General features: G+C 71.7%; 12 protein-coding genes and 6 pseudogenes. 15 read left to right on the forward strand and 3 right to left on the reverse strand.

What is annotated here, in order from left to right:
• Positions 1 to 121 precede the first annotated feature (121 nt).
• The 3 genes and pseudogenes from ABT063_RS43375 to ABT063_RS43385 form a co-directional block, all read left to right on the forward strand.
• The gene (locus ABT063_RS43375) at positions 122 to 1462 is read left to right on the forward strand and encodes a TrkH family potassium uptake protein (RefSeq protein ID WP_351066477.1); all 1341 of its coding nucleotides are present in this window, start codon (positions 122 to 124) and stop codon (positions 1460 to 1462) included.
• A complete protein-coding gene (locus ABT063_RS43380; RefSeq protein ID WP_351066478.1) occupies positions 1455 to 2144 on the forward strand; it encodes a potassium channel family protein in 690 nt (229 codons plus the stop codon). The genes ABT063_RS43375 and ABT063_RS43380 overlap by 8 nt, the downstream gene beginning before the upstream one ends.
• Positions 2145 to 2740: 596 nt before the next feature.
• Positions 2741 to 3117: pseudogene (locus tag ABT063_RS43385) on the forward strand (SpoIIE family protein phosphatase); the annotation flags it as partial.
• 104 nt (positions 3118 to 3221) lie between these two features.
• On the opposite strand, the gene ABT063_RS43390 reads toward ABT063_RS43385, so the two are convergent.
• Positions 3222 to 3416, reverse strand: coding sequence for a hypothetical protein (locus tag ABT063_RS43390; RefSeq protein WP_351066496.1), 195 nt, complete (start codon positions 3414 to 3416; stop codon positions 3222 to 3224).
• A gap of 137 nt (positions 3417 to 3553) precedes the next feature.
• Between ABT063_RS43390 and ABT063_RS43395 the strand changes: the two genes are divergently transcribed.
• Entirely contained in the window at positions 3554 to 4765 is a 1212-nt protein-coding gene (locus tag ABT063_RS43395; RefSeq protein WP_351066479.1) for a helix-turn-helix domain-containing protein, read from the forward strand.
• Between the two features lie 165 nt (positions 4766 to 4930).
• Here ABT063_RS43395 and ABT063_RS43400 read toward each other — a convergent pair.
• A pseudogene (locus ABT063_RS43400) lies at positions 4931 to 5047 on the reverse strand (DUF5988 family protein); the annotation flags it as partial.
• Positions 5048 to 5497: 450 nt separating this feature from the next.
• On the opposite strand from ABT063_RS43400, the gene ABT063_RS43405 reads away from it, so the two are divergent.
• A complete protein-coding gene (locus ABT063_RS43405; RefSeq protein WP_351066480.1) occupies positions 5498 to 6904 on the forward strand; it encodes an acyltransferase domain-containing protein in 1407 nt (468 codons plus the stop codon).
• Positions 6901 to 12729 carry an SDR family oxidoreductase gene (locus ABT063_RS43410; RefSeq protein ID WP_351066481.1) on the forward strand — a complete coding sequence of 1943 codons (5829 nt, stop codon included), beginning with the start codon at positions 6901 to 6903 and terminating at the stop codon, positions 12727 to 12729. Before ABT063_RS43405 ends, ABT063_RS43410 begins: the two co-directional genes overlap by 4 nt.
• A gap of 356 nt (positions 12730 to 13085) precedes the next feature.
• Here the strand turns inward: ABT063_RS43410 and ABT063_RS43415 are convergent, their stop codons facing one another.
• Complete coding sequence (locus tag ABT063_RS43415; RefSeq protein WP_351066482.1) at positions 13086 to 13370, reverse strand: hypothetical protein; 285 nt, start codon at positions 13368 to 13370, stop codon at positions 13086 to 13088.
• 251 nt (positions 13371 to 13621) lie between these two features.
• Here ABT063_RS43415 and ABT063_RS43420 point away from each other — a divergent pair, with 251 nt between their 5' ends.
• The 9 genes and pseudogenes from ABT063_RS43420 (at position 13622) to ABT063_RS43460 (ending at position 21140) form a co-directional block, all read left to right on the forward strand.
• The gene (locus ABT063_RS43420; RefSeq protein ID WP_351066483.1) at positions 13622 to 14239 is read left to right on the forward strand and encodes an ACP S-malonyltransferase; all 618 of its coding nucleotides are present in this window, start codon (positions 13622 to 13624) and stop codon (positions 14237 to 14239) included.
• A 30-nt stretch (positions 14240 to 14269) separates the two neighbouring features.
• Positions 14270 to 16123: an acyl-CoA dehydrogenase family protein gene (locus tag ABT063_RS43425; RefSeq protein ID WP_351066484.1), complete on the forward strand. Its 1854-nt coding sequence runs from the start codon at positions 14270 to 14272 to the stop codon at positions 16121 to 16123.
• Positions 16120 to 17094: a 3-oxoacyl-ACP synthase III family protein gene (locus ABT063_RS43430; protein ID WP_502991004.1), complete on the forward strand. Its 975-nt coding sequence runs from the start codon at positions 16120 to 16122 to the stop codon at positions 17092 to 17094. The genes ABT063_RS43425 and ABT063_RS43430 overlap by 4 nt, the downstream gene beginning before the upstream one ends.
• Positions 17095 to 17220: 126 nt before the next feature.
• Positions 17221 to 18063 (forward strand): SDR family NAD(P)-dependent oxidoreductase, encoded by an 843-nt coding sequence (locus tag ABT063_RS43435; RefSeq protein WP_351066485.1) that lies wholly within the window; start codon positions 17221 to 17223, stop codon positions 18061 to 18063.
• Positions 18064 to 18243: 180 nt separating this feature from the next.
• Positions 18244 to 18615: pseudogene (locus ABT063_RS43440) on the forward strand (ketoacyl-ACP synthase III); the annotation flags it as partial.
• A gap of 113 nt (positions 18616 to 18728) precedes the next feature.
• A pseudogene (locus ABT063_RS43445) lies at positions 18729 to 18890 on the forward strand (amidohydrolase family protein); the annotation flags it as partial.
• A 5-nt stretch (positions 18891 to 18895) separates the two neighbouring features.
• Positions 18896 to 19568, forward strand: a pseudogene (locus ABT063_RS43450) (urease accessory protein UreF).
• 38 nt (positions 19569 to 19606) lie between these two features.
• Positions 19607 to 20295: pseudogene (gene ureG / locus ABT063_RS43455) on the forward strand (urease accessory protein UreG).
• Positions 20292 to 21140, forward strand: a complete 849-nt coding sequence (locus ABT063_RS43460) for an urease accessory protein UreD (protein ID WP_351066486.1) — start codon at positions 20292 to 20294, stop codon at positions 21138 to 21140. Before ureG ends, ABT063_RS43460 begins: the two are co-directional and overlap by 4 nt.
• The last annotated feature ends 42 nt before the right edge of the window (positions 21141 to 21182 follow it).

Raw genomic sequence — 21182 nt, forward strand, 5'->3', positions numbered from 1 at the left:
TAGAGAACTCCATGATCTTGGAAGCCCGTGCCTTTCAGGTCCCCGGAACCCCACCGAACTGACACTTCATCGCGAACCGGACGTCGGGCGACTACTCAGAATCCGGGCCAGGCCGCCTGTGGTGAGCCAACGGTGGCCGCGGCTGCGGCATCCGGCGCAGGTCGTCGTGGCCGGATTCGCCACGGCGGTCCTGGCGGGTACCGGGCTGCTGATGCTTCCGGTCGCGAAGGCGGGGCCGGGCGGTGCGACCTTGCTGGAGGCGCTGTTCACCTCGACGTCGGCCGTGTGCGTGACCGGGCTGGTGGTGGTGGACACCCCCACCTACTGGAGCGGATTCGGCAAGGGCGTGATCCTGGTGCTGATCCAACTCGGCGGGCTGGGCATCATGACCTTCGCCTCCTTGCTCGGCCTGCTGATCTCCCACCGGATGGGACTGCGGGCCCGCCTGACCGCTGCGACAGAGACCAAGACGCTGGGGCTGGGTGAGGTGCGGTCGGTGGTCTCCGGCGTGGTCAAGGTCAGCCTGCCCCTGGAAGCGATCACCGCGCTGGTGCTCACGCTGCGCTTCGGCCTGGGCTACGACAACTCCTGGCCACGGGCATTGTGGCTGGGCGTCTTCCACGCCGTCTCGGCATTCAACAACGCCGGGTTCGCTCTCTACTCCGACAGCTTGATGGGATTCGTCACCGACTGGTGGATCTGCCTGCCGATCGCCTTGGCGGTCATCGCCGGCGGGCTGGGATTTCCTGTGCTGTTCGAACTGCGCCGCCGTTGGCGCAGGCCATACGGCTGGTCACTGCACACCAAGATCGTGATCTGGGCGAGCGTCGTCTTCCTGGCTGGCGGCTCGGTGTTCATCACCGCGATCGAGTGGACCAACCCGGCGACCCTGGGACGGCTCGATGTGCCCGGCAAACTGCTGGCCGGCTTCTTCCAGGGAGTCATGCCCCGCACCGCGGGATTCAACAGCATCGACACCGCAGAAATGAACCCGGCCAGCTGGCTGGGCATGGACGTGCTGATGTTCGTCGGCGGAGCCAGCGCGGGCACGGCGGGCGGCATCAAGGTCACCACTTTCGCCGTGCTGTTCTTCGTCATATACGCCGAGGTACGCGGCGAAGGAGCGGTGAACATCTTTCACCGCCGCCTGCACGGCGACACCCAGCGCCAGGCGCTGACCGTGGTCCTGCTGTCGGTGGCCGCCGTGGTGACGTCGACGGTGGTCTTCATGGTGTTCACTGACATCAACCTCGACCAGTCGCTGTTCGAAGTCGTCTCCGCCTTCGCCACCGTGGGCCTGTCCACCGGCATCACGGCCGACCTGCCCGCCGGCGAGCAGGTCCTGCTGACCGTGCTGATGTTCATCGGCCGGCTGGGCCCGATCACCGTGGCCTCCGCGCTCGCCCTGCGCCAGCGCGTCCGCATGTACGACCTGCCCGAGGAGCGACCCGTCATTGGCTAGGAACCGCAGCCACAAAACCCGCCGTATCGCCCGCAACAACTCCGTCGTGGTCATCGGCCTGGGCCGCTTCGGGCGTGCCCTGGCACTGGAATTGGCGGATGAGGAGACCGAGGTCCTGGGCATCGATGAGGACCCGGAGGTCGTGCAGTTGCTGTCCGGCTCCCTCACCCACGTGGTGCGCGCCGACTCCACCAAGGAAGCCGTCCTGCGTCAGCTGGCCGTCCACGAGTTCGACCGCGCCGTGGTGGCCATCGGAACCGACCTGGAGGCCAGCATCCTGACCGCCTCCCTGCTGGTCTCCTTCGGCATCCAGGACGTCTGGGCCAAGGCGATCAGCGAAGCCCACGGCCGGATCCTTTCCCAGCTCGGTGTCCAGCACGTCGTCTACCCCGAGCACGACATGGGTCAGCGCGTCGCCCACCTGGTGCGCGGCAGGATGCTCGATTACATCGAGTTCGAGGACGACTTCGCCATGGTCAAGACCACGCCACCCACCGACATCGTCGGCCAACGCCTGGCCGACAGTGGCGTACGCTCCCGCTACGGCATCACCGTCGTCGCGATCAAACGCCCCGGCGAAGACTTCACCTACGCCACCGCCGACACCGTCGTCGAAGCCGACGACACCATCATCGTCGCCGGACGCACCCGCCAGACCGAACGCTTCAGCGAACTCCAGTGACACGCTGACGGGCGTCGGAAGACGGCTCGTGGCTCTCAACGGTATGTCCAGGGGGCACACGTGTGCTGGGCTTGCCGGACAGGTGGTGGATGTCGCCGCGGGTCCTCGCGAGTTCTCCTCCCGCGCCCATAGGTGGCCTGCCCTCCACCAGACGCCGGCCGAGGCCAACGAGTGGGAAAGCAGCTGCCGAGGTGAAGACATCGGCCCGCGCCGTCCCGTCCCCGCCTGGATCGCCGCCCCGGTCGCTGGATGCCGCTGAGGCAGTGAGGCGAAAGTGGCACAGGAGTGGGATGACCGTGGCTGCCTGCGGCCGACGCGATGTTGCTTCGAGGTGGGCAGGCGTGTTGAGGCGCCTACTACTCTGATCAGGATGGCGCGGGGCCAACAACGGGAGACTGCCGCTGATGGGCCTGCGCCAATTCATGATCGATGCCTGGTCGTGGCTGAACTACAAGCCGGTGATGGCCGTAGCCGGCCGTCCGGGAGATCGGGCGTTTCCGTAGCTTGCGTCGTCGTGGTTGCCGTCGCACGAGCTGCGGAGGCTTGCGGCGTACAAGGTGCTGGCGGCCTACGACAACAACCAGGCCGGGCAGCTCGCGGCAGCCTCGGGGGACGAGGCCGCGCTGGAGCGGCGCGAGCTGGGGGACGCGGCGAATCTGGTCGATACAGCGCTGGGTTACCTGCTCAAACAGTCGGCCCTGGACGTCGCCTCCCGCTACTTGCCCGCCGGCACCCAGGCCTCGGCCACCATGGGGCGGCTACGCACCGCCGTACGCACACTCGCCGACATCGGCCCTCCGACGAACTGCTCACCCACCTCCACGACCTGGTCAACCGCGTGGCCGGCGGGGCCGAGAGCACGGACCTGACCAACGGTGACATCGAGGCCACCTGCCTGTACGCCGTCTGCGACCCAGTCTCCCGTCACTGCACCATCGCCCGCGCGGGCCACCCGGTACCCGCCTGTCTTACCCAAACGCGGGCGCGACGTGGCGGTCGGTCCTCTGAGGGCGACCGTCACTACGGAGTCGAAGGTGGGCGGCACAATCGAACGCCACGTCGCGGTCCTCGACGGCCTCAGAGGGGGCCGCCACCGCGGAGTCCACGAAGCCCGTGATGTCGCGATCCGCGTTGCGGATTTTCGGTCGCTCCGGCGGGCAGCCGCCACTCGCCACAGCTGAGGCCCATCGCCTCAGCGGCGTCGATGTTGCGATCCTTGGCCGCCCCGGCGGGCAGCCGCCATTCGACGAGAGCCGTCGCGTCGTCGGTCAACTCCCATGTATCCCCAGGTCGTTGCCGCGTGCACATGGTGAACCGCCTGTTTGACCCAACAGTTTAAGGGTAATAGAACCGGCAACGTACATCGATTTTTCGTCTTCACGCGAATTCCGCCCCACTGGGGGACAGGTATGCCCGAGGTTTCCAATCTTCCCCTGGGGCGGAAGATTGAGTTGCTCCGCCACAGGAGAGGCATTTCACGGCGCGTTCTTGCCTCACTTGTCGGATACAGTCCGGAATGGCTGCGTCAAGTGGAAAAGGGCAAGATACAGGTCGACCGCCTTTCCGTACTGATACGATTAGCGGAAGTGCTCCAAGTCAAGGATGTCTCGCGGTTCCTGGGAATCCCGGCCGACCGCGCGAAGTCCGTTCAGGAGAACGGTCCGGCGAGTGGGTCGGTTCGCGATGCACTGCTCCACCGCTGGTCGCCGGTGGAGGCAGCCCCCTCTTCGGACCGGGTGGCGACCGAATGGCTGCACAGTCGCCTCATGGAGGCGTTCGAGGTCTGGCGGGATTCCGCACGACGCTACAGCCGCGTTCTCAACGATGTCAGCGAACTCCTGAATTACGCAAAGGAATTGGACCGGCACGACGACCGGGAAGCCTGCAAGGTCCTGGCACACGCCCATCGACTCACCTCGCTCCTACTGCGGCAGCTCGGTGATTATCCGCTCGCCCTGCTGGCTATCGAGCGCGGCATGCTGGATTCCAGAATGAGCAGGGACGAAGCCACACAGGTCGCTTGTTCCGCCTGTTACGGGGCAGCTCTACTGGACAACGGTTTCCCGGACGAGGCAATGGAGTTCTGCCTCGCGATATTGCGACACGTGGGACACCGGGCGGCGGACGGGGCTCCGGAACTGCTCCGTGCCTGGGGGGCGATGCACCTCACTGCCGCCGAGGTGGCCGCGGTCAACAACGACCAGGACCGCGCATGGCGGCTGCTGGAGGGGGCGCACAGGGCTGCCGACCGGGTCGTGCAGGAGCACGACGGTCCCGTCCTGCCCTTCAACTCGACGGATGTGGACACCCACTCGATCCGCATCGAGTTGATCCTCGGCAACGACAAGCACGCGCTGAAGCAGGCGGCCAAGGTGGATGTGGTCAGCCTGCCCACCAAAGAGCGCCGGGTGCAGTACTACGTCTGCCTCGCTCGGGCGTATGCCCGCAGCAGCCAGGCGGTGGGCGCCACGTGGGCTCTGTCGCAGGCCGAGGAGGCGTGCCCCGAGGAGATGAGCTTCAACGCCGAGGCCCGGGAGGTCCTGCAGGCCGTGCTGCTCCAGGACGACGCCGTAGTCCGGCACGAGCTGTGGGCGCTGGCCGAGCGGGCCGGCCTGCTCTGACCAGCGGCCCCGGAGCGGCAGCCGGTCACGCCGTGCCCACCAGGCGTGCCCGGTGGGCACCGGCCGTGACCGCGTCATTCGGCCATCGCCGTCCGGCCGTTCCACTGGAGCAGCGGCAGTCGCTCGCCGTGCAGGATGAGCGTCTCCCCCGGAGGAGAGGTGCTCGTATCTCCCGCGGTACGGGAGCTTGATCTCCTCGTCCAGGCTCGCCGTCTCCCGGACAGCGGGTGAGTCGAGCAGTTCGCGCGGGCCGCCCTCGAGCCGGACCCTCAGCTTCGCCATGGTCGGGCCCCGTTCCGATGAGTCGGGCCAGTGTGCGGGCTGAGTTGGCCGGGTCCGCCCACTGCGGGTGGCGCAAGAACGCGGTTGGTCCTTCCGCGCACATAACCAGAGTTTGTTGCGGCCAACCGCAGTTGCCCCCGATCCGGCCACGGACCGGTGCAATGGAGGGGTGGCCGGCGGCACTGACGGCCGCGACGTCCGGAGGACAGTCGGCGCAGTGAGCCGGTACGACGTGATCCACCAGCGGTCCAGACAGCGCACCGCCGAACTGCTCACCACGTCGACCGCAGCGCCGTGGACGGCGAGCCCAGCACGAGGCGGACATCCGCGCCACCGTGCACGCCGCCGCGCTGCCGGACCTCCTGGTCGCCGATGCCCATGGGCATTCACCGGCCCGCCCGCTCCCCCGCCCGGGAGCCGCAAGGCAATGCCCTCGATCAGGGAGATTTCATGCGCTCACGCACCGTCCTTCTCTTTCCCGGTCTCGGCGCCTACTCCGCCGGGATGCTGCGCCAGGCCAACCGGACCCACCCGCAGATCAGCGAGGTCTTCAAGGAGATCGACACGGTCGCGGTGGAGTACGGCGTCCCCGCCCTGTCGGAACTGCTCTTCGAACAGTCGCCCTCCGTGCAGGAGATGCTCGGACGGCGCGCCGAGGTCATGCAACTGGCGATCTTCGGTGGTTCGGTGGCGGTCCACCGAGTTCTGGCGGAGGGGGGTGTGGAGCCGGTCGCCCTGGTGGGGCACAGCTTCGGGGAGATCGCAGCACTGGTGGCGGGCGGCGCGTTCAGCCTCGCCGACGGGGCGCGCCTGGTGTGCGCGCGCACCGCGGCGCTGGTGGAGTTCGAGGGCAACGGGGCCATGGCCGCCGTCGCCACGCACGAGTCGGTGGCCCGGCACCTGATGGGAGTGCTGGACGACTCCGACCTGGTCATCGGCTGCTACAACGCGCCCCGGCAGACCGTGCTGAGCGGTCCGGTCGGCGACATCGAACGGGCCGAGAGCGTGGCCCGGGCGCTCAATCTGTCCTGCACCCGGCTGAACCTCCCGTACGCCTCCCACCATCCGTCCATGCGCGCGGCGGTGGACAGGTTCACCGAACTCGCCCGGGAGGTCCGCCAGCAGCCCCTGCGTGACCGGGTCGTCTCCCCGGTTCACGGCCGCCGCTACACCGATGACGACGACCTGGTGCGGCTGCTCGGCGAGTGTCTCGTGCTCCCGGTGCGGTTCACCGACGCCGTGCGCTCCCTGCACGCGCGCGGCGCGGACACCTTCATCGAGACCGGGGCGATGCGTGCGCTCACCCGGTGTGTGCAGCTGACCGTTCCGGCGGTGCGGACGTTCGCTCCGCTGGAGGACCCGGAGCGGGAGCCCGAGGCGCTGCGCGAAGCCGTGGCCGCGGGCCGGGGACAGGCCGCGCCCGTCGAGCCCGCACAGCCCGCCGAGTCAATGGAGTCCAACGAGTCCACTGAGTTCGCGCAGGACACCGAGCCCGCCCGGCCCGTCGATCCCGCCGTGCACGAACGGATCGCGCAGGGCACCGCGCCGGATCCGGCACCCGACACGGTATCCGCCCCCGATCCGCAGCAGGTCGCTTCGCGCGAGCAGGTCCTGGAGCGGCTGCGCGAACTGTACGCGGCGGCGCTGGAGTACCCGCCGGACGTCCTCACCGAGGACGCGCGGTTCGAGGCCGACCTCGGCGTCGACTCGCTCAAGCAGACGGCCCTGCTGCGCCGGGTGGTCGAGGAGTTCGACCTCGGAGACGCCCCCGGGAGCCTGAACTTGAGCACGTTCGAGACGTTGTCCGACGTTGCCGAGCACGTCCTGGCCAAGCCTGCACGGGGGGCCAGCTCATGACCGAGTCCCGCAGTGGCGACCTGAGCGGAAAGGTGGTCCTGGTCACCGGTGGCGTCCGCGGCACCGGACGCGCCATCAGCCGCGCGTTCGCCGCCCACGGTGCGCATGTGATCGCCAACTACTTCCACGGGCACGACGAGGCACCAGGCTTCCTCGAGGATATCGAGGCGGCCGGGGGTTCGGCGGAGGTGGTGCGCGCGTCTGTCGCCAAGGCCGACCATGTGGCACGGATGTTCCACACGGTGGCCGAACGGCACGGTGGTCTCGACATCCTGGTCCATAACGCCGGGGCCGGCCGGCTGGGCCCGGTGGACGAGCTCACCGACGCCGACTGGCAGCGGTCCTGGGACACGGACCTGCACGGCGCCCGGTGGTGCGCCCAGCACGCGGCTCCCCTGATGGAGCGGCGCGGGAGCGGTGCCATCGTCAACGTCTCCTCGATCGGCGCCAACCTGGTGCTGCACCAGTACAGCGCCTGCGCCGGGGCGAAGGCGGCGGTGGAGGCGCTCACCCGGTACCTGGCGGTGGAGTACGCTCCGCGCAACATCCGGGTCAACGCGGCCACCCCCGGGGTGCTGGACTCCACCGTCGTACGGCGGTTCCCCAACGCCCGGATCCTGATGGACCGGGTGCGCGAGGCCACTCCGCTGGGGCACCGGCTCGGCAGGCAGGACGAGTTCGCCGAGCTGGTGGTCTTCCTCGCCTCTCCGTACGCCTCCTGGATCACCGGACAGAACGTGGTGGCCGACGGCGGTATGTCGCTGTGTGCCTCGTTGCTCTCCGCCGCCCCGCCCGAGCGCTCCGGTACGGTCGAGCGGTCGAAGCCGTCCGGTGCCGCCGCCACCGGCGGGGCGGCCCGCACGTCCCGTTCCTCCTCTGTTGCGGCTCGGCCCCGGCCGCCCGTGCCGGCCGACCCCGGCGCGCTGATCGCCGTGGTGGGGATGGGGGTGGTCACCCCCGGCGCCAACACCCCCGAGGAGCTGTGGCACACCCTGGAGGGCGAGCAGAACACCTTCGGGCAGCCGAACCGCTACGACGCCACCTCGTTCTACTCCGCCGACCCGGACGTGGAGGACCGCTCCTACACCCGGGAGTCGGGGTTCATCACCGACTTCCGGCCGCACCGCAGGCTGCGGGCAGAGCTGGACGCCGGGCGGGTGGGCAGCTGTGAGTCCACCACGCTGTGGCTGCGGCACAGCCTGTACAGCGCGCTGGAGAAGGTGCGGCAGCTCCCGGAGGACCGCTGGTTGGCGGCCTTCGGCTACACCGCGGACGGCAGCCAGGACCTGGAGGAGCACCTGGTGCTGGCCGGTTACGGGGAGCGGCTGTCCAGGAAGGTGGACGACGCCCTCGCCCCGAAGGTGCTGGAGTGGCTGGCCCACCGCTACGACCGCGGTGACGCGCCGCCGCACGAGTGCCTGCCGCACCGGGTCGGCCGCAATGCGATCGCCGGCATCCTGCCCGAGGCAACCGAGCTGGTCATGGTGGACACCGCCTGTTCCTCCTCCCTGTACAGCCTCGACCTGGGCGTCAAGGCACTGCGCGAGGGGACCTGCGACATCGCGGCGTGCGGGGGCGCGTTCGCCTACAGCGCCCGCAACCTGGTGCTCTTCTCCAAGCTGCAGGGGCTCTCCCGCACCGGTGAGGTGCGCTCGTTCGACCAGGGTGCCAGCGGGGTCCTGTTCTCCGACGGGGCAGGGGTGCTGGTGCTCAAACGCCTGGAGCGGGCCCGCACGGACGGCGACGAGGTCTTCGGGGTCGTCACCGCCGTCGGCCTGTCCTGCGACGGCTCCGGCAAGGCCATCTACGCGCCCAACGAAGAGGGCCAGGAGTTCGCGCTGCGCCGCGCCTACGGGCAGGGCGGGGTCGACCCGGCCGAGGTGGACTGGGTGATCGCGCACAGCACCGGCACACCAGCCGGGGACAAGGCGGAGCTGACCAGTCTTCACCAGGTCGCCGGTGCCGGGCCGCCCGCGCTGCTGTCGTCCAACAAGGCCATCATCGGTCACACCGGGTGGGCGGCCGGGACCGTCTCGGTGGTCGAGGCCTTGCTGGGCCTGCGACAGGGCGCTGTCCCGCCCCAGCGCTACCTCAGTGATCCGATCCCGGCGCTGAAGGACAGCCGGTTCGTCCCGCCGCCCGAGCGGATCAAGCTGCCCGACCGCAGCCCGCGTACGGTGGCCGTCTCGGCGTTCGGCTTCGGCGGCACCAATGCCCACCTGCTCCTGCGGGAGGAAACCGAGGACTGCCCCGACCGGCTGGACGGGCCGCGGATCCACGACGACGGCATCGTCATCGTGGCGGGGGCCGCCCATGTGCCGGGCGCACAGGACCGGGAACGGCTGTCGGCCTGGCTGCGCGGTCAGGCCCCAGCCCCGGACCCCGGCTTCGGCGACGACTACCCGCTGCCCGGCTTCCAGGAGGTGCCGCTGCCCCCGGCCACCCTGCGCAACATGGACCGGGCCCAGATCATGACGCTGAGGGCGTTCGCGGGTCTCGACGAGCGCGTACGCGACGCGTGCCGGCGTCTGCACGACACCACCGGCGTCATCGCGGGCCACATGGGGCCGACCCGGCGGGCGGTGCACTACGCGCTGCGCTGCTACCTCGGCGACCTGGAACGGGCCCTGCCGGCGGGCGCGAAGCGGGATCCGCAGGTCAAGGAGGCGCTCGCGACGGTCGGCGAAGAGGTGCGCGGCCTCGTTCCGGCGAGTACCGAGGACTCCTTTCCCGGCATCATGCCCAACGTCATCCCCGCCAGGCTGGCCTCCCGCACCGATATGCACGGTCTCAACGTCACCGTGGACACCGGTCCGGACGCCGGCCTGGCCGCGCTGCGGGCCGCCGAGGGCTACCTGCGCCACGGTGACCTGGACCTGGCCGTCGTCGCCGGTGTCCACGGCAACAGCACCCAGGAGCTGCGGGCAGTACTCGACGGCGACGGCGAGGTCATCTCGGAAGGGGCGTTCCTGCTCGTCCTCGCCCGGGAGTCAACCGCCCGCGCCGAGCGGCTGCCCGTGCTGGCCAGGGTGCGCACCCGGATGGCGGCCGGGGACCCGGACACATGTGCCCGGCGGATGCCGCCCCTTTCCGGCGCCGGGCGCACCTACCTGGGTGCCGACCCGGTCCTGGCGGTGCTCGCCTGCCTGGAAGGCGGTAGCGGTACCCGCACCATCAGCAGCTGCGCCGACTGGGGGCCCCAGCTCCACCTCGACGTCGCCGATGCGCCGCCGGAAGACCCGGCGACGCGGGAAGACCACGCGGCCCCGGAACGCGAGGCGGTGCCGAAGGACGAGGCGGCACCGACCGTGGACCCGCCCGCCGCTGCGAACGGGCAGCGCAGCTGCGAGCGGGTGGAGGTCAGGCTCACCCCGACGCCACCGCGCGACGTGCGTCCGGGGCTGCCCGCGTTCCCGCCGCGGACCCTGGTCGCCGTCGCCGACCCAGCGCTGCTGAACGGCTACCGGGTCCCAGAGGGCGTCACGGTCGTCTCTCCCCCGCCGCCTGACGGCGGCGCAGATCGGCAGTTGCCCGATCCCGACCAGCTCGCCCGGCTGCTGCCCGACCTCGATGTGCCGATCGAGCACCTACGGGTCATCGCCGACGTCGAGGCGAACACCGTTGACCCGCACGATCTTTCCGCGGTGGACCGGTTGAGGGCGCTGCACGACCTGGCCTTCCTCGCCGCCCAGCGGTGGAGCGAGCACTCCCCCGCCTCCTGTGCGGTGCTGCTCCTCGACGCGGTCCGCGACGGCGTGCCCCACCCGGCCACCGGTGTCTTCACCGGCCTGGTCAAGGCCCTGGCCCGGGAAGAGCCCGACGCCTTGAGTATCGCGGTGCTCACCGAGGACTCCGGCCTTGACCCGGGGCTCGAGCTGCTCGCCGCCGAGACCGCCAGGGAGCAGCGTCTGGCGGTCTCGGTCCACGACAGCCGCGGCCGGTTCGCTCCGGAGCTGGTCGATGCCCCAGTGCCAGAGCGGCCGCCCGCATGGCTGCCGATCGGCCGGGACAGCGTGGTGGTGGCCGCGGGCGGCAGCCGGGGGCTGACCGCACGCGTCCTGGAGGCGATCGCGGCGCAGGCCGCACCCGCCATCTGGGTCCTGGGCCGCCAGCGGCCCGCGGTCCGCCCGGGAATCGGCTCCCGTGCGGCCTTCCTCACCGAGGAGCGCCGCCGTCACCCCGACTGGAGCGTGGCCAGGCTCTGCGCGGAGTACGACCGGCGCTCGGCCGCCGCGCAGACCCGTGACACCCTGGACCGCCTGGCCCGGCACTGCGGGCCCGAGCGCGTGCACCACATCGTCTGCGACCTCACCGACCCCGCCGCCGTGCGGGCGGCGGTCGACCAGGTGCACGCCGCCCACCCGCGGGTGGACCTGCTGCTCAACGCCGCCGGACTGCACAACGGCGGCACGGTGGGCAGACTCACCCTCGACCGGGTGCGGCGGGTCCGCGACACCAAGCTGCTCGGACTGCTCAATCTGCGCGGCGCGTTCGCCGGGCGTGCGCCCCGGCGCTGGTTCGACTTCGGTTCACTGCTGGCGGTGCTCGGCTGGCCGGGCGAGGCCGACTACTGCTCCGGCAACGACCTGCTCGCCGCCGCCGCCCGCTGGGAGCACAGGTTCGGTGAGGGCGTGCAGACGACTCTGGGGTGGTCCCTGTGGGACGAGTCCGGGTTCGCCGCCGAGCCGGTCACCCGTGAGCTGCTGCGCCGTCAGGACCTGCTGACCGGCATCAGCGACGAGGAGGGCACCAGGACGTTCCTCGCCGAGCTGACCGCCCCGCGGATCCACCCGGAGATCACCTACCTCGGCCCCGCCGAGCGCGCCCTGCTCGACGGTCGACCGCGGCCCGGTGCCCGGCCGGGGCCGTCCGCTCAGCGAGTTGGCACCTTCTTCCGTTCCGAAGAGCCGGGGGCACGGAGCTCCGACCCGGCGAAACGGTCCACCGGAGGACAGCCCGGGCTCACCTGGCGCCCGTGCACCGGGCGGGACGGCTATCTGCGCCACCACACGCTGCGCGGGCTGCCCACCCTCCCGGGCTCGCTCATCGCCGAGCTGGCCGCCGAGCATGTGACCCGAGAGCAGCCCGCCGCCGTGGTGACCGCCCTGCACCAGCTCGTCTTCCAACGGCCCGTCACCACCCGGGAAGAGGCGCCGAACAGCGTCTACCGCACCCGGAGCCTGCGCGCCGACCGGACCGGCCTGGAGACCGTGCGCGTCCTCGGGGACATCACCGCCCCCGACGGGCGGGTGCTGAGGGCCGACGTCGTCCACGCCGAGCTGGGCGTGGAGTACGGACCGCGCACACCACCTACCGTGGACGCGCCCGCCGTGCCCGGCCGGGAGGCGGCCCGCCCCGGCACACCCGTGTTCTACCGGCCGCGGTCGCCGATCCGGCTCTCCGGCCCGTTCGCCTCCCTCACGGACCTGTGGGTCGGTGCAGGCAGCGCCACCGCCCGGTTCGCGCCCGAAGTCGGCGAGTGGGGCGAGAGGTTCGCCGCCTGCCGGCTGCCCGTCCTGCTCATCGACGCGCTGACCCAGATCGCCCTGCTCATCGACGGCCGGAGCGCCGAGCCCGACGCCGATCCCGGCATCGCCCGGGTACCGACGGCCATCGGCCGAGTGGAGCTGTTCACCACGGACAACGACACCGGCCTGCTGCGCCTGCACGGCCCGGGCCGGATCACGCTGAGCGCGGTGGACGACCGCGGCGCCGCCTGGGCCGCGGCGCCGGACGGGACCCTGCTGGCGCGCCTGATCGGAGTGCGGGCGGCGCCCGCCGTCGGCGCGGCCCCGCGGTCTGCGCAGGGCGCCGCGGTGCCGTAAGCGACGAGGAGCACGAGCGAGGTACGAGCGGCCGCCCGTCAAGGACCGTCGGTACCGGAAACAGCCGGCGCCCGAGGCCGGCAACGAAGAGAGCGGGGCGCCCGATGGCCAGGGGCGAAGTGCCTCCCCTGGGGGCGTACCGGCCCGGCGCCGTGGATCCCAGACACCGTCCTGAGACACCACTGCGAGAAGGCGGAGACCATGGCACCCCTGTCGGAGAAGTCCCGCAAGGGCCTGGCCGACCTGGTACCCAGGCCCACCGACGAGAAGACCCGGGCGCACCTGCACGAGGTGTTCCGGCACGAGATCTCCGAGCCCCGCCCGGACGTCACACCGGAGCAGAACCACCGGCTGACCTACGAGCGGATGCGGTTCGTCACCCGCCGAGTGCCCCTGGGCCTCACCCTCCTCGACGATTCGCACCGGCTCTTCGCCGTGCTCGACTGGGCGGCGGTGGCCTGCCCGGCCTTGTCCCTGCCCGTGAACGTCCACCACTGCGCGGTGCTGGTCGGCTTCGCCCAGGCGGCCGCCGCCCTCCCCGACCTCGCCCGCCACGTGGAGCGCCTGACCTCCATGGAGTCCATCGGGGCCGTCCTGATCACCGAACTCGGCACCGGCAGCAGCCATATCGCCGTACGCACCGAAGCGGTGTACGACTCCGAGGCCGACGAGTTCGTCCCGCACACCCCCGACCGCGGGGCGCAGAAGTCATGCCCGATGTGGCCCTGCCCGGGGCGTACGGACGGCGGTCCGGCGGTCTTCCACGAGGGCGACGAGATCGCGGTCGAGCGAGGACTGGGCCCTCTCGGCCCTCGGCTGCTGGGTCCGGCGCCCCCGAGCGGGCGCGGCCTCGCTGGTGCACGCGTCGGGACAGCCCAACTCGCCGTGTCCCGTGCGCCGTTGGCTGAGCATCAGGCCTTGTGCCACATCGACGGGAGCGCCGTCGGCGGTCGTCGGGGGGAGCTTCGGCGAGATCACGACGCTGACCGCCGCCGGAATCCTCACGATCCGCGACGGTACCCGCGCGGCGCACGGCCTACTGGCGGGCGCACAGACGCTGGACGCGGCGGTGGCCGTCGTCAACGACGACCAGTCCGTGGTCATCGCCGGTTCACTGCCCGCGCTGACGTGCGTGGAGAAAGCGGCGGCCGGCGTCGGCGTGACCGCCGTACGACCGCACCTGCCCCTCACTTCTCACCACCCCTCGCTCGCCGCCGAGGCCGCGGTTTTCGCCGAGGCCGTACGGGCCTACCACCGGGCCGAGCCGCTCTGCCCTGTCTGTCGCCGTGGCCGGACGCGCCTACGAGGGGATCGACGACCTGGCTCGGCGGCTCGCCGACTGCCTGGTCCGGCCGCCCCCCTGCACCAGGTGGTGACCGCGCATGGGCCGGACGTGCTGTTCGAGGCCGGCACCGGCAGCGCCCTTGCCTCCAGTGCCCGCAGGGTCCCCTCCGACATCGCCGTGCCGGCCGTGCACGCCCCACTCGCAGAACCCGGCTTCTCCTGGTGACCGTCCCCCCTTCCTCTCCCTGGAGCATCGGTGACACCTCTCGCTGCCCTGTCCGCCGCAGCCCGCGACGAACTGCGCCAACTCATCCACGGTCCCTGCGACTCGTCCTTCCTCTCAGCTCTGCAGAAGGCGCTCGCCTCCCAGCCCCCGGCCGAAAGCCCCCGCGAACTCCTTCTGCCCCGCCTGCGGGAGTTGGGTGAGAGCCTGCCTCCGGCACGCCGCCTGCTCGACGATCCGGCTCAGCTCGCCGCACTCAACGCCTGGGCAGCGGTGGCCGACCCTTCCCTGTGTATGACGACAATGGTCCATCACCTGCTGTGCCTGGGATCGCTCACCCAGCTCTCGGACGATCCCGGACGCCTCGAGGTGCACATGGCAGCCATGGAGTCCGGACGGGCCAAGGGCACCTATCTGATCACCGAGGTGGGCGAGGCCAACAGCCACCTCGCCACCCGGACCCGTGCCGAGTTCGACCCGGCGGGCGGCGGGTTCGTCCTGCACACCCCGGACCCGGCCGCGGCGAAGTTCAGCAACTGCGGGACGCCGGGCATCCCGCACACGGGCGTGGTGCTCGCCCGGCTGACCGTCGGGGGTGCCGACCGGGGGGTCTTCGCCTTCATGGTCGACCTCGCCGACGACCGTGGTCCGTTGCCCGGCATCGAGATGTCGTCGCGGCTGGAGTTGAGTGCCCTGCCCCTGGACTACGTACTGGTGCGCTTCCATCACCTTCGGGTGCCGTACACGCACTGGCTGAGCGACGGCGCCCGCATCGACGGCGACGGCACCTTCCACGACCCTGCCGGATCGCCCGACCTGCGCCTGCAGCGCACCCTACGCGTGGGCCAGGGGCTGTGGGCGACTGTGCCGGCGGTCGCCGCTGCCACCTCCCGCGAGGTCGCGGTGCTTGCCATCGAGTACTCGCGGCACCGCCGCACCCAGGGCCGCCTGGCGCCTGAGGCCCCCTTGCTCGGGTACCGGGCCCAGCAGCGCGTCGTCCTGGGTGCGCTTGCCGACGCGTTCGCCCTGACCAGCGCCGCCCACCAGGCACGTGCGCTCTGGTCCGAGTCGCTCACCACCCCCGCGGCGGCGCACGGGCGCCGCGACGGCGATGCGCCGGGCTTCTCGCCCTGGGCCGCCGTCAACCAGCCGCTGGCCGTCTACAAGGCAGCCACGGTCCGTATGGCCGCCCGCATCGCCGCCGAGTGCAGGAGCCGCTGCGGCTTCTCCGGCCACCTGGACGTGAACCGCATGGCCGCATACGACGGTTTCCTCCAGGCGTTCGACACCGCCGGCGGGGACAGCCGGCTCATCTTCTACGACGTCGGGCGTTCCCTCGTCGAACCGCCCCACGCCCCCGCACCCTCCCCGACGACGGACGCACCTCCCACGTCACCCCGCTGGTGGCCGGCGCTCGCAGGCCGGCACCACGACCTGCTGACCGGTCGCCTCAGGCAGTTGCGCGACTCCCGCAGAACCGACTCAGCGGATCCGTTCACCGTGTGGAACCCCCTGCTGGAGGACGCCGGCCTGCTCGGCGAGTTCCATGCGACACGGCTCATCGCCGAGGATGTGCTGGCGATCCTGACGCGGACAAAGGACCGCACCCTGCTCGCCGCCCTGGAGCCGTTGGCGGCTCTGCACGGTGTCACGACGGCCCGCCGATGGTCCGGGTCGCTACTCGCCCTGGGCACGCTGCGGCCGTCGGACATCGAGGCGCTGTCCGACGCCGCCGACGGCCTGTGCGATGCGATCATGCCGCACCTGCCGCTCCTGACCGAGGCGTTCGCCTACCCGGCCGACGTCGCGGGAGCCCCGCTGGCCGCCGCGGACTACCCCGCGGCCCTGGGCGACACGTTGACCTGGACACGCGGGGGCGGGGCATGACGGGAGACCTCCGCAGCGGTACCGACCGCCGCATCGGGCTCGTCGGCATGGGAACCCGCTTGCCGCCCGGGCTGCGTACGAACGCCGACGTCGCCCGAGAGACCGGAGTGACCCCGGGGTGGATCACCGAGCGCACCGGTGTCCGCGTGCGCCATGTGGCCGGCCCCGGCGAGGCCGCCTTCGACGTGGCGGCACGTGCGGTCCGGGCTGCGGCCGACGCTGCCCGTATCGACGTACGCGACATCGGCCTGCTGGTCCGCGCGACCTCCACTCCCGACGAATTGGGCCCGTCGACCGCGTGCCGCGTCCAGGCGTCGGTGGGCGCCCGCGCTGTCGCCCTGGACGTCAGCGCGGCGTGCCCGGGCTGGCTGTTCGCGGCGAAAGTGGCACACGACTGGCTACGCTGCGCTGCCGACATCCGGTACGCGGCCGTGTTGGGCGTCGAGGCGTACTCGAAGTTCCTCGACCCGGCCGACCGGGGCACGGCCGACCTGTTCGCCGACGGCGCCGCCGCCGCGATCCTGGCTCCCGTGGATCACGCGCACGGGTTCACGTACTTCAGTCCCGGCTCGGACGGCACTCTCGCCCACCAGGTCCTGATCCCGGCCGGCGGCAGCCGCCTGCCGGCCGACGCGCATACGCTCGCGCCGGGCGCGCACCGCATCCGCATGGACGGGCGGGCGGTCAGCCACTTCATCACCGACATCTTCACCCGGCTGGTCAACGAGGCCCTCCACCGCAACAGGCTGGGCATCGGGGACAGCGACTGCGTCGTCGCGCACCAGCCTCCCCGTACTGCTCAGGCAGACGAGAGACGACCTGGGGATTCCCGCCGGCCGGCTGAGCGTCGTCGGCGACGAAGTCGGCAACATCCGGGGCCGTTGCGCGCCGTACGCCCTCGCACGCGCCGCAGGCCAGCACAGTCTGCGCCCCCAGCGACCACGTCCTTCTCGCCGTGTTCGGCGCCGTGATGACCTGGGGCAGCGCCCCGCTCACCTGGAGCGGAGCAGCGGCGCTCACCGCACCGCCCCCGCAGCACTCGGCCCTGCCCGCTCTCGCCGGGCCAGATGATCTCTCAGACTCGGAGGAACTCTGCCATGAACGCATTGGAACAATTCCGCCTGGACGGCGCACGAGCCCTGGTGACAGGGGCATCACGAGGCATCGGCAAGGCCGTCGCGGAGGGCCTCGCCGACGCGGGCTGCGACCTCGCGCTCACCGCCCGCAGGCAGACCGCCCTCGAGACCACCCTGCGGACGGTGGAGGACCGGGGCCGCAAAGCCGTGGCCATCGACGGAGACCTCGCCGAGACGGGCGTAGCCACGAGCCTCGTGGACCGGGCGGCGTCGGCACTGGGCGGCCTCGACATCGTGGTGCACAACGCGGGCACCCTCCCCATGGCCGAGGACGGAAGCCCCGTGCTGACTCCCCTGCAGAACGCGCGGCAGGAGCAATGGGACGCCGTGGTCGCGGTCAACCTCAACGCCACGGCCGCCCTGTGCCGAGCGGCGTACCCGTACCTGGCCGACTCCACGCGGGCCAGCCTCGTGCTGATGTCCTCCGTCGCCGGACTCGTCGGCACGCCGATGATGGAGGCGTACGCCGCCACCAAGGCCGCGCAGCTCTCCCTCACCCGCAGCCTCGCCGTGGGCTGGTCCCGCCGGGGCGTCCGCGTCAACGCCTTGTGTCCCGGATGGGTGCGTACGGACATGACCGCGTTCGCCGCCGGGACCGCCCCCCTGTCGGACTGGCTCACCAGCCACGTCCCGCTCGGCCGGTGGGCCACCCCGGACGAGGTGGTCGGCGCCGCGCTCTTCCTCGCGTCCCCGGCCTCGTCGTTCGTGACCGGGCACGCGCTCGTCGTCGACGGTGGGCTGTCCATACCGGACGGCGGGCTGGCCGGCCACCCCAAACCCGCCTCGCCCTTCGCCCCGGCGTGACTGCGTCCCAACCGCCGGCATGCCGCGGTGAGAGGACCGTCATGCAACTCGACGACCATCACCGCGGTGGTCACCGGGATCGGCGCCTGTCTCCCGGACCACGTCCTGGACGACGACGCGGTCGTCGCACGCGGTGCCCTGCGCACCGATGCCACCTGGATCCGCGACCGGACCGGCATCATGCGCCGCCACGCCCGCCCGGAGACCAGTACTACCGACGACCTGGCCTTCGGCACCGGCCGGGCAGCCCTGGTCCCCGCCGGGAAGCCTCTGCCCGACTTGCTGTTGCCGGCCACCAGCTCGCCCGACCACCCACCGCCCACTACCGCCCCCCAACGTGGCCCACCCTGGGCCTGGGCACGGTCCCGGCGATGGGACTTGTCCGCAGTCTGCTCCGGCTTCCTGTACGCGCTGGCCACCGCGACAGGGCTCGTCCGTAGCGGCGCCTGCTCGACGCCTCTCGTGATCGCGGCGGACACCTGCACCACCATCGTCAATCCGCAGGACCGGGAGAGCCCGCCGATGTTCGGTGACGGTGCCGGAGCGGTCCTGCTGCGGCCCGGCACGCGCGACGAACCAGGAGCCGTCCTGGCCATGCACCTCGGCGCCGACGAAAGCGGCCGGGACCTGATCACCGTTGCCGGCGCCGGCCCCGCCACCCGACGAACTTTGTGGTCGGCCCGAGCACCGAGGTCATCTCCGGCAACGGCCGGATCCTCACCGCGGGGGGTGTGGACACCCACGTTCACTTCATCTGCCCCGAGGAGATCCACGAGGCCCTGGCCTCGGGCGTGACCACTCTCATCGGCGGCGGCACCGGCCCCGCTCGCCCATGAGCCGCGCAGCCCTGCTCCTTTTGGCCGACGGCCGCTTCCCCGCCGGTGGGCACGCCCACTCCGGCGGCGTCGAGGCCGCGGTCGCCCACGGAGCCGTACACGACACCGACAGCCTGGAGGCGTTCTGCCGCGGGCGTCTGCACACCACCGGACTGACGACGGCCGGGCTGGCCGCGGCAGCCGCCGGCGGATGACCCGCTGCTGCTGGACGACGCCGCCGACGCGCGCACCCCCGCCCCCGCACTACGTGCCGCCGCCCGCAGGCTCGGCCGGCAGATGCTGCGCGCGGCTCGTGCCACCTTCCCGTCGGCCGAACTCGAGCACCTGGCCGCCGCGCGTCCCCAGGGCGCCCACCAGCCCATCGTTGTGGGCCTCGCCGCCCGCGCCGCCGGGCTCGCCCCGGTGGACGCCTCCTATGCCGCCGCGTACGAGAACATCGGCGGCCCGGCCACCGCAGCGGGGCGCCTGCTGAGCCTCGACCCGCTCGACGCCTCGGGGCTGCTGGCCCGCCTCGCCCCGGAAACCGACGACGTCGCAGCAGCCGCGGCCGACGCCGCGACCCGCGCCATGACCGAGGGCATCGACGCCCTGCCGTCGGCCTCCTCACCCCTGCTGGACATCACCGCGGAACAGCACGCCGCCTGGACCGTCCGGCTCTTCGCCTCCTGACCACCACCTGAACACCTCGATCTCCCAACGGAGTTGCCATGCACCTGGACCAGTCTCTGCCTCACCAGCACGTCCCCAGCGCTTCGGCGACCCGACCCGACGGCAGCCGCCGTGCCCTCCGCGTCGGCCTGGGTGGCCCCGTCGGCTCCGGCAAGACCGCGACCGTCGCCGCGCTCTGCCGCACCCTGCGCGACCGCTGGTGCATCGCCGCTGTCACCAACGACATTTACACCCGCGAGGACGCCGAGTACCTGCTGCGCGAAGCCGTCCTGCCGCCCGAGCGGATCACCGCCGTCGAGACCGGCGCCTGCCCGCACACCGCGATCCGCGACGACATCTCCGCCAACCTGGAAGCCGTCGAGCACCTGGAAGAGACCCTCCGCCCCTCGACCTTGTGCTCGTCGAGTCCGGCGGTGACAACCTGACCGCCACCTTCTCCAAGGGCCTCGTCGACGTGCAGATCTTCGTCATCGACGTGGCCAGCGGCGACGACATCCCCCGCAAGGGCGGCCCCGGCATCACCACCGCCGACCTCCTCATCGTCAACAAGACCGACCTCGCCCCGCACGTCGGCGCCGACCTGGACACCATGGCCACCGACGCGAAACGACAGCGCGGCAACCTTCCCGTCATCTTCACCAACCTCACCTCCGACGACGGCATCCGCGAAGTCGCCGACTGGGTAACCGGCCACCTCGCCCAGTGGCACGCCGGGGCAGCCGTATGAGCCCCACCTCCCCACTCGCCTCCGCCCTAGCCAGGTCCGACCTCGACGTTCCCCCAGCCGGCGCCAAGGAGCACGCCGGCCACCCCGACGGCGTATGTGCCACGGCCCGGATCCGCGCCGCGCACAACGGACGCGTCACCACCCTCCCGCAGCTGCGCAGCGACGGCCCCTTCCACCTGCGGCGCATGCGCACCGACAGCAACGCCGCCACGGTGGGGATCATCGGCGCGATGAGCGCCCCGCTCGGTGGCGACCGGCTCACCCTCGACATCACCGCCGAGGACCGGGCCGAGCTGGAGATCACCACGGCTGCCGCCACGCTCGCCCTGCGCGGCCCCACCACCGAAGCGGCCACCTACGACGTGCGGCTCACCGCCGGAGAACACGCCCATCTGCGCTGGCTGCCGCAGCCCCTGATCAGCGCCGCCGGCAGCAATCTGAGGCAGACGTACACTGTCGAACTCGCCGCCACCTCACGGCTGGTGCTGCGGGAAGAGCAGCTCCTGGGCCGGGCCGACGAGGAACCAGGCCACCTCGTCAGCCGGATCCTGATCCGCCGTGCCGGGCGCCCACTACTGGACCAGCACACGGCGTACGGGGCACCAGAACCCGGCTGGGACGGCCCGGCCATCCTGAACAGGCACCGCGCCGTCGGCCAGCTCCTGGTCGTCGACCCGCGCCTCGACGTCCGACGAGACCCCGTACTCCTCGGCGAAGGCACCAAGGACGGATGCGCCGTCCTCGCACCACTGGCCAACGGCCCGGCACTGCTCGCCACCGCCATCGCACCGCCCACCTCGACGCTGCGGGAACTGCTCGACGAGGCACACGCCCTCACCCGCTAGCGCCGACGGGCCGGCGCCCCGGCGGGCGACGGCCCACAGCGT

Origin of the sequence: Streptomyces sp. NPDC002838 (assembly GCF_040295365.1) — a bacterium.
Classification (GTDB): domain Bacteria; phylum Actinomycetota; class Actinomycetes; order Streptomycetales; family Streptomycetaceae; genus Streptomyces.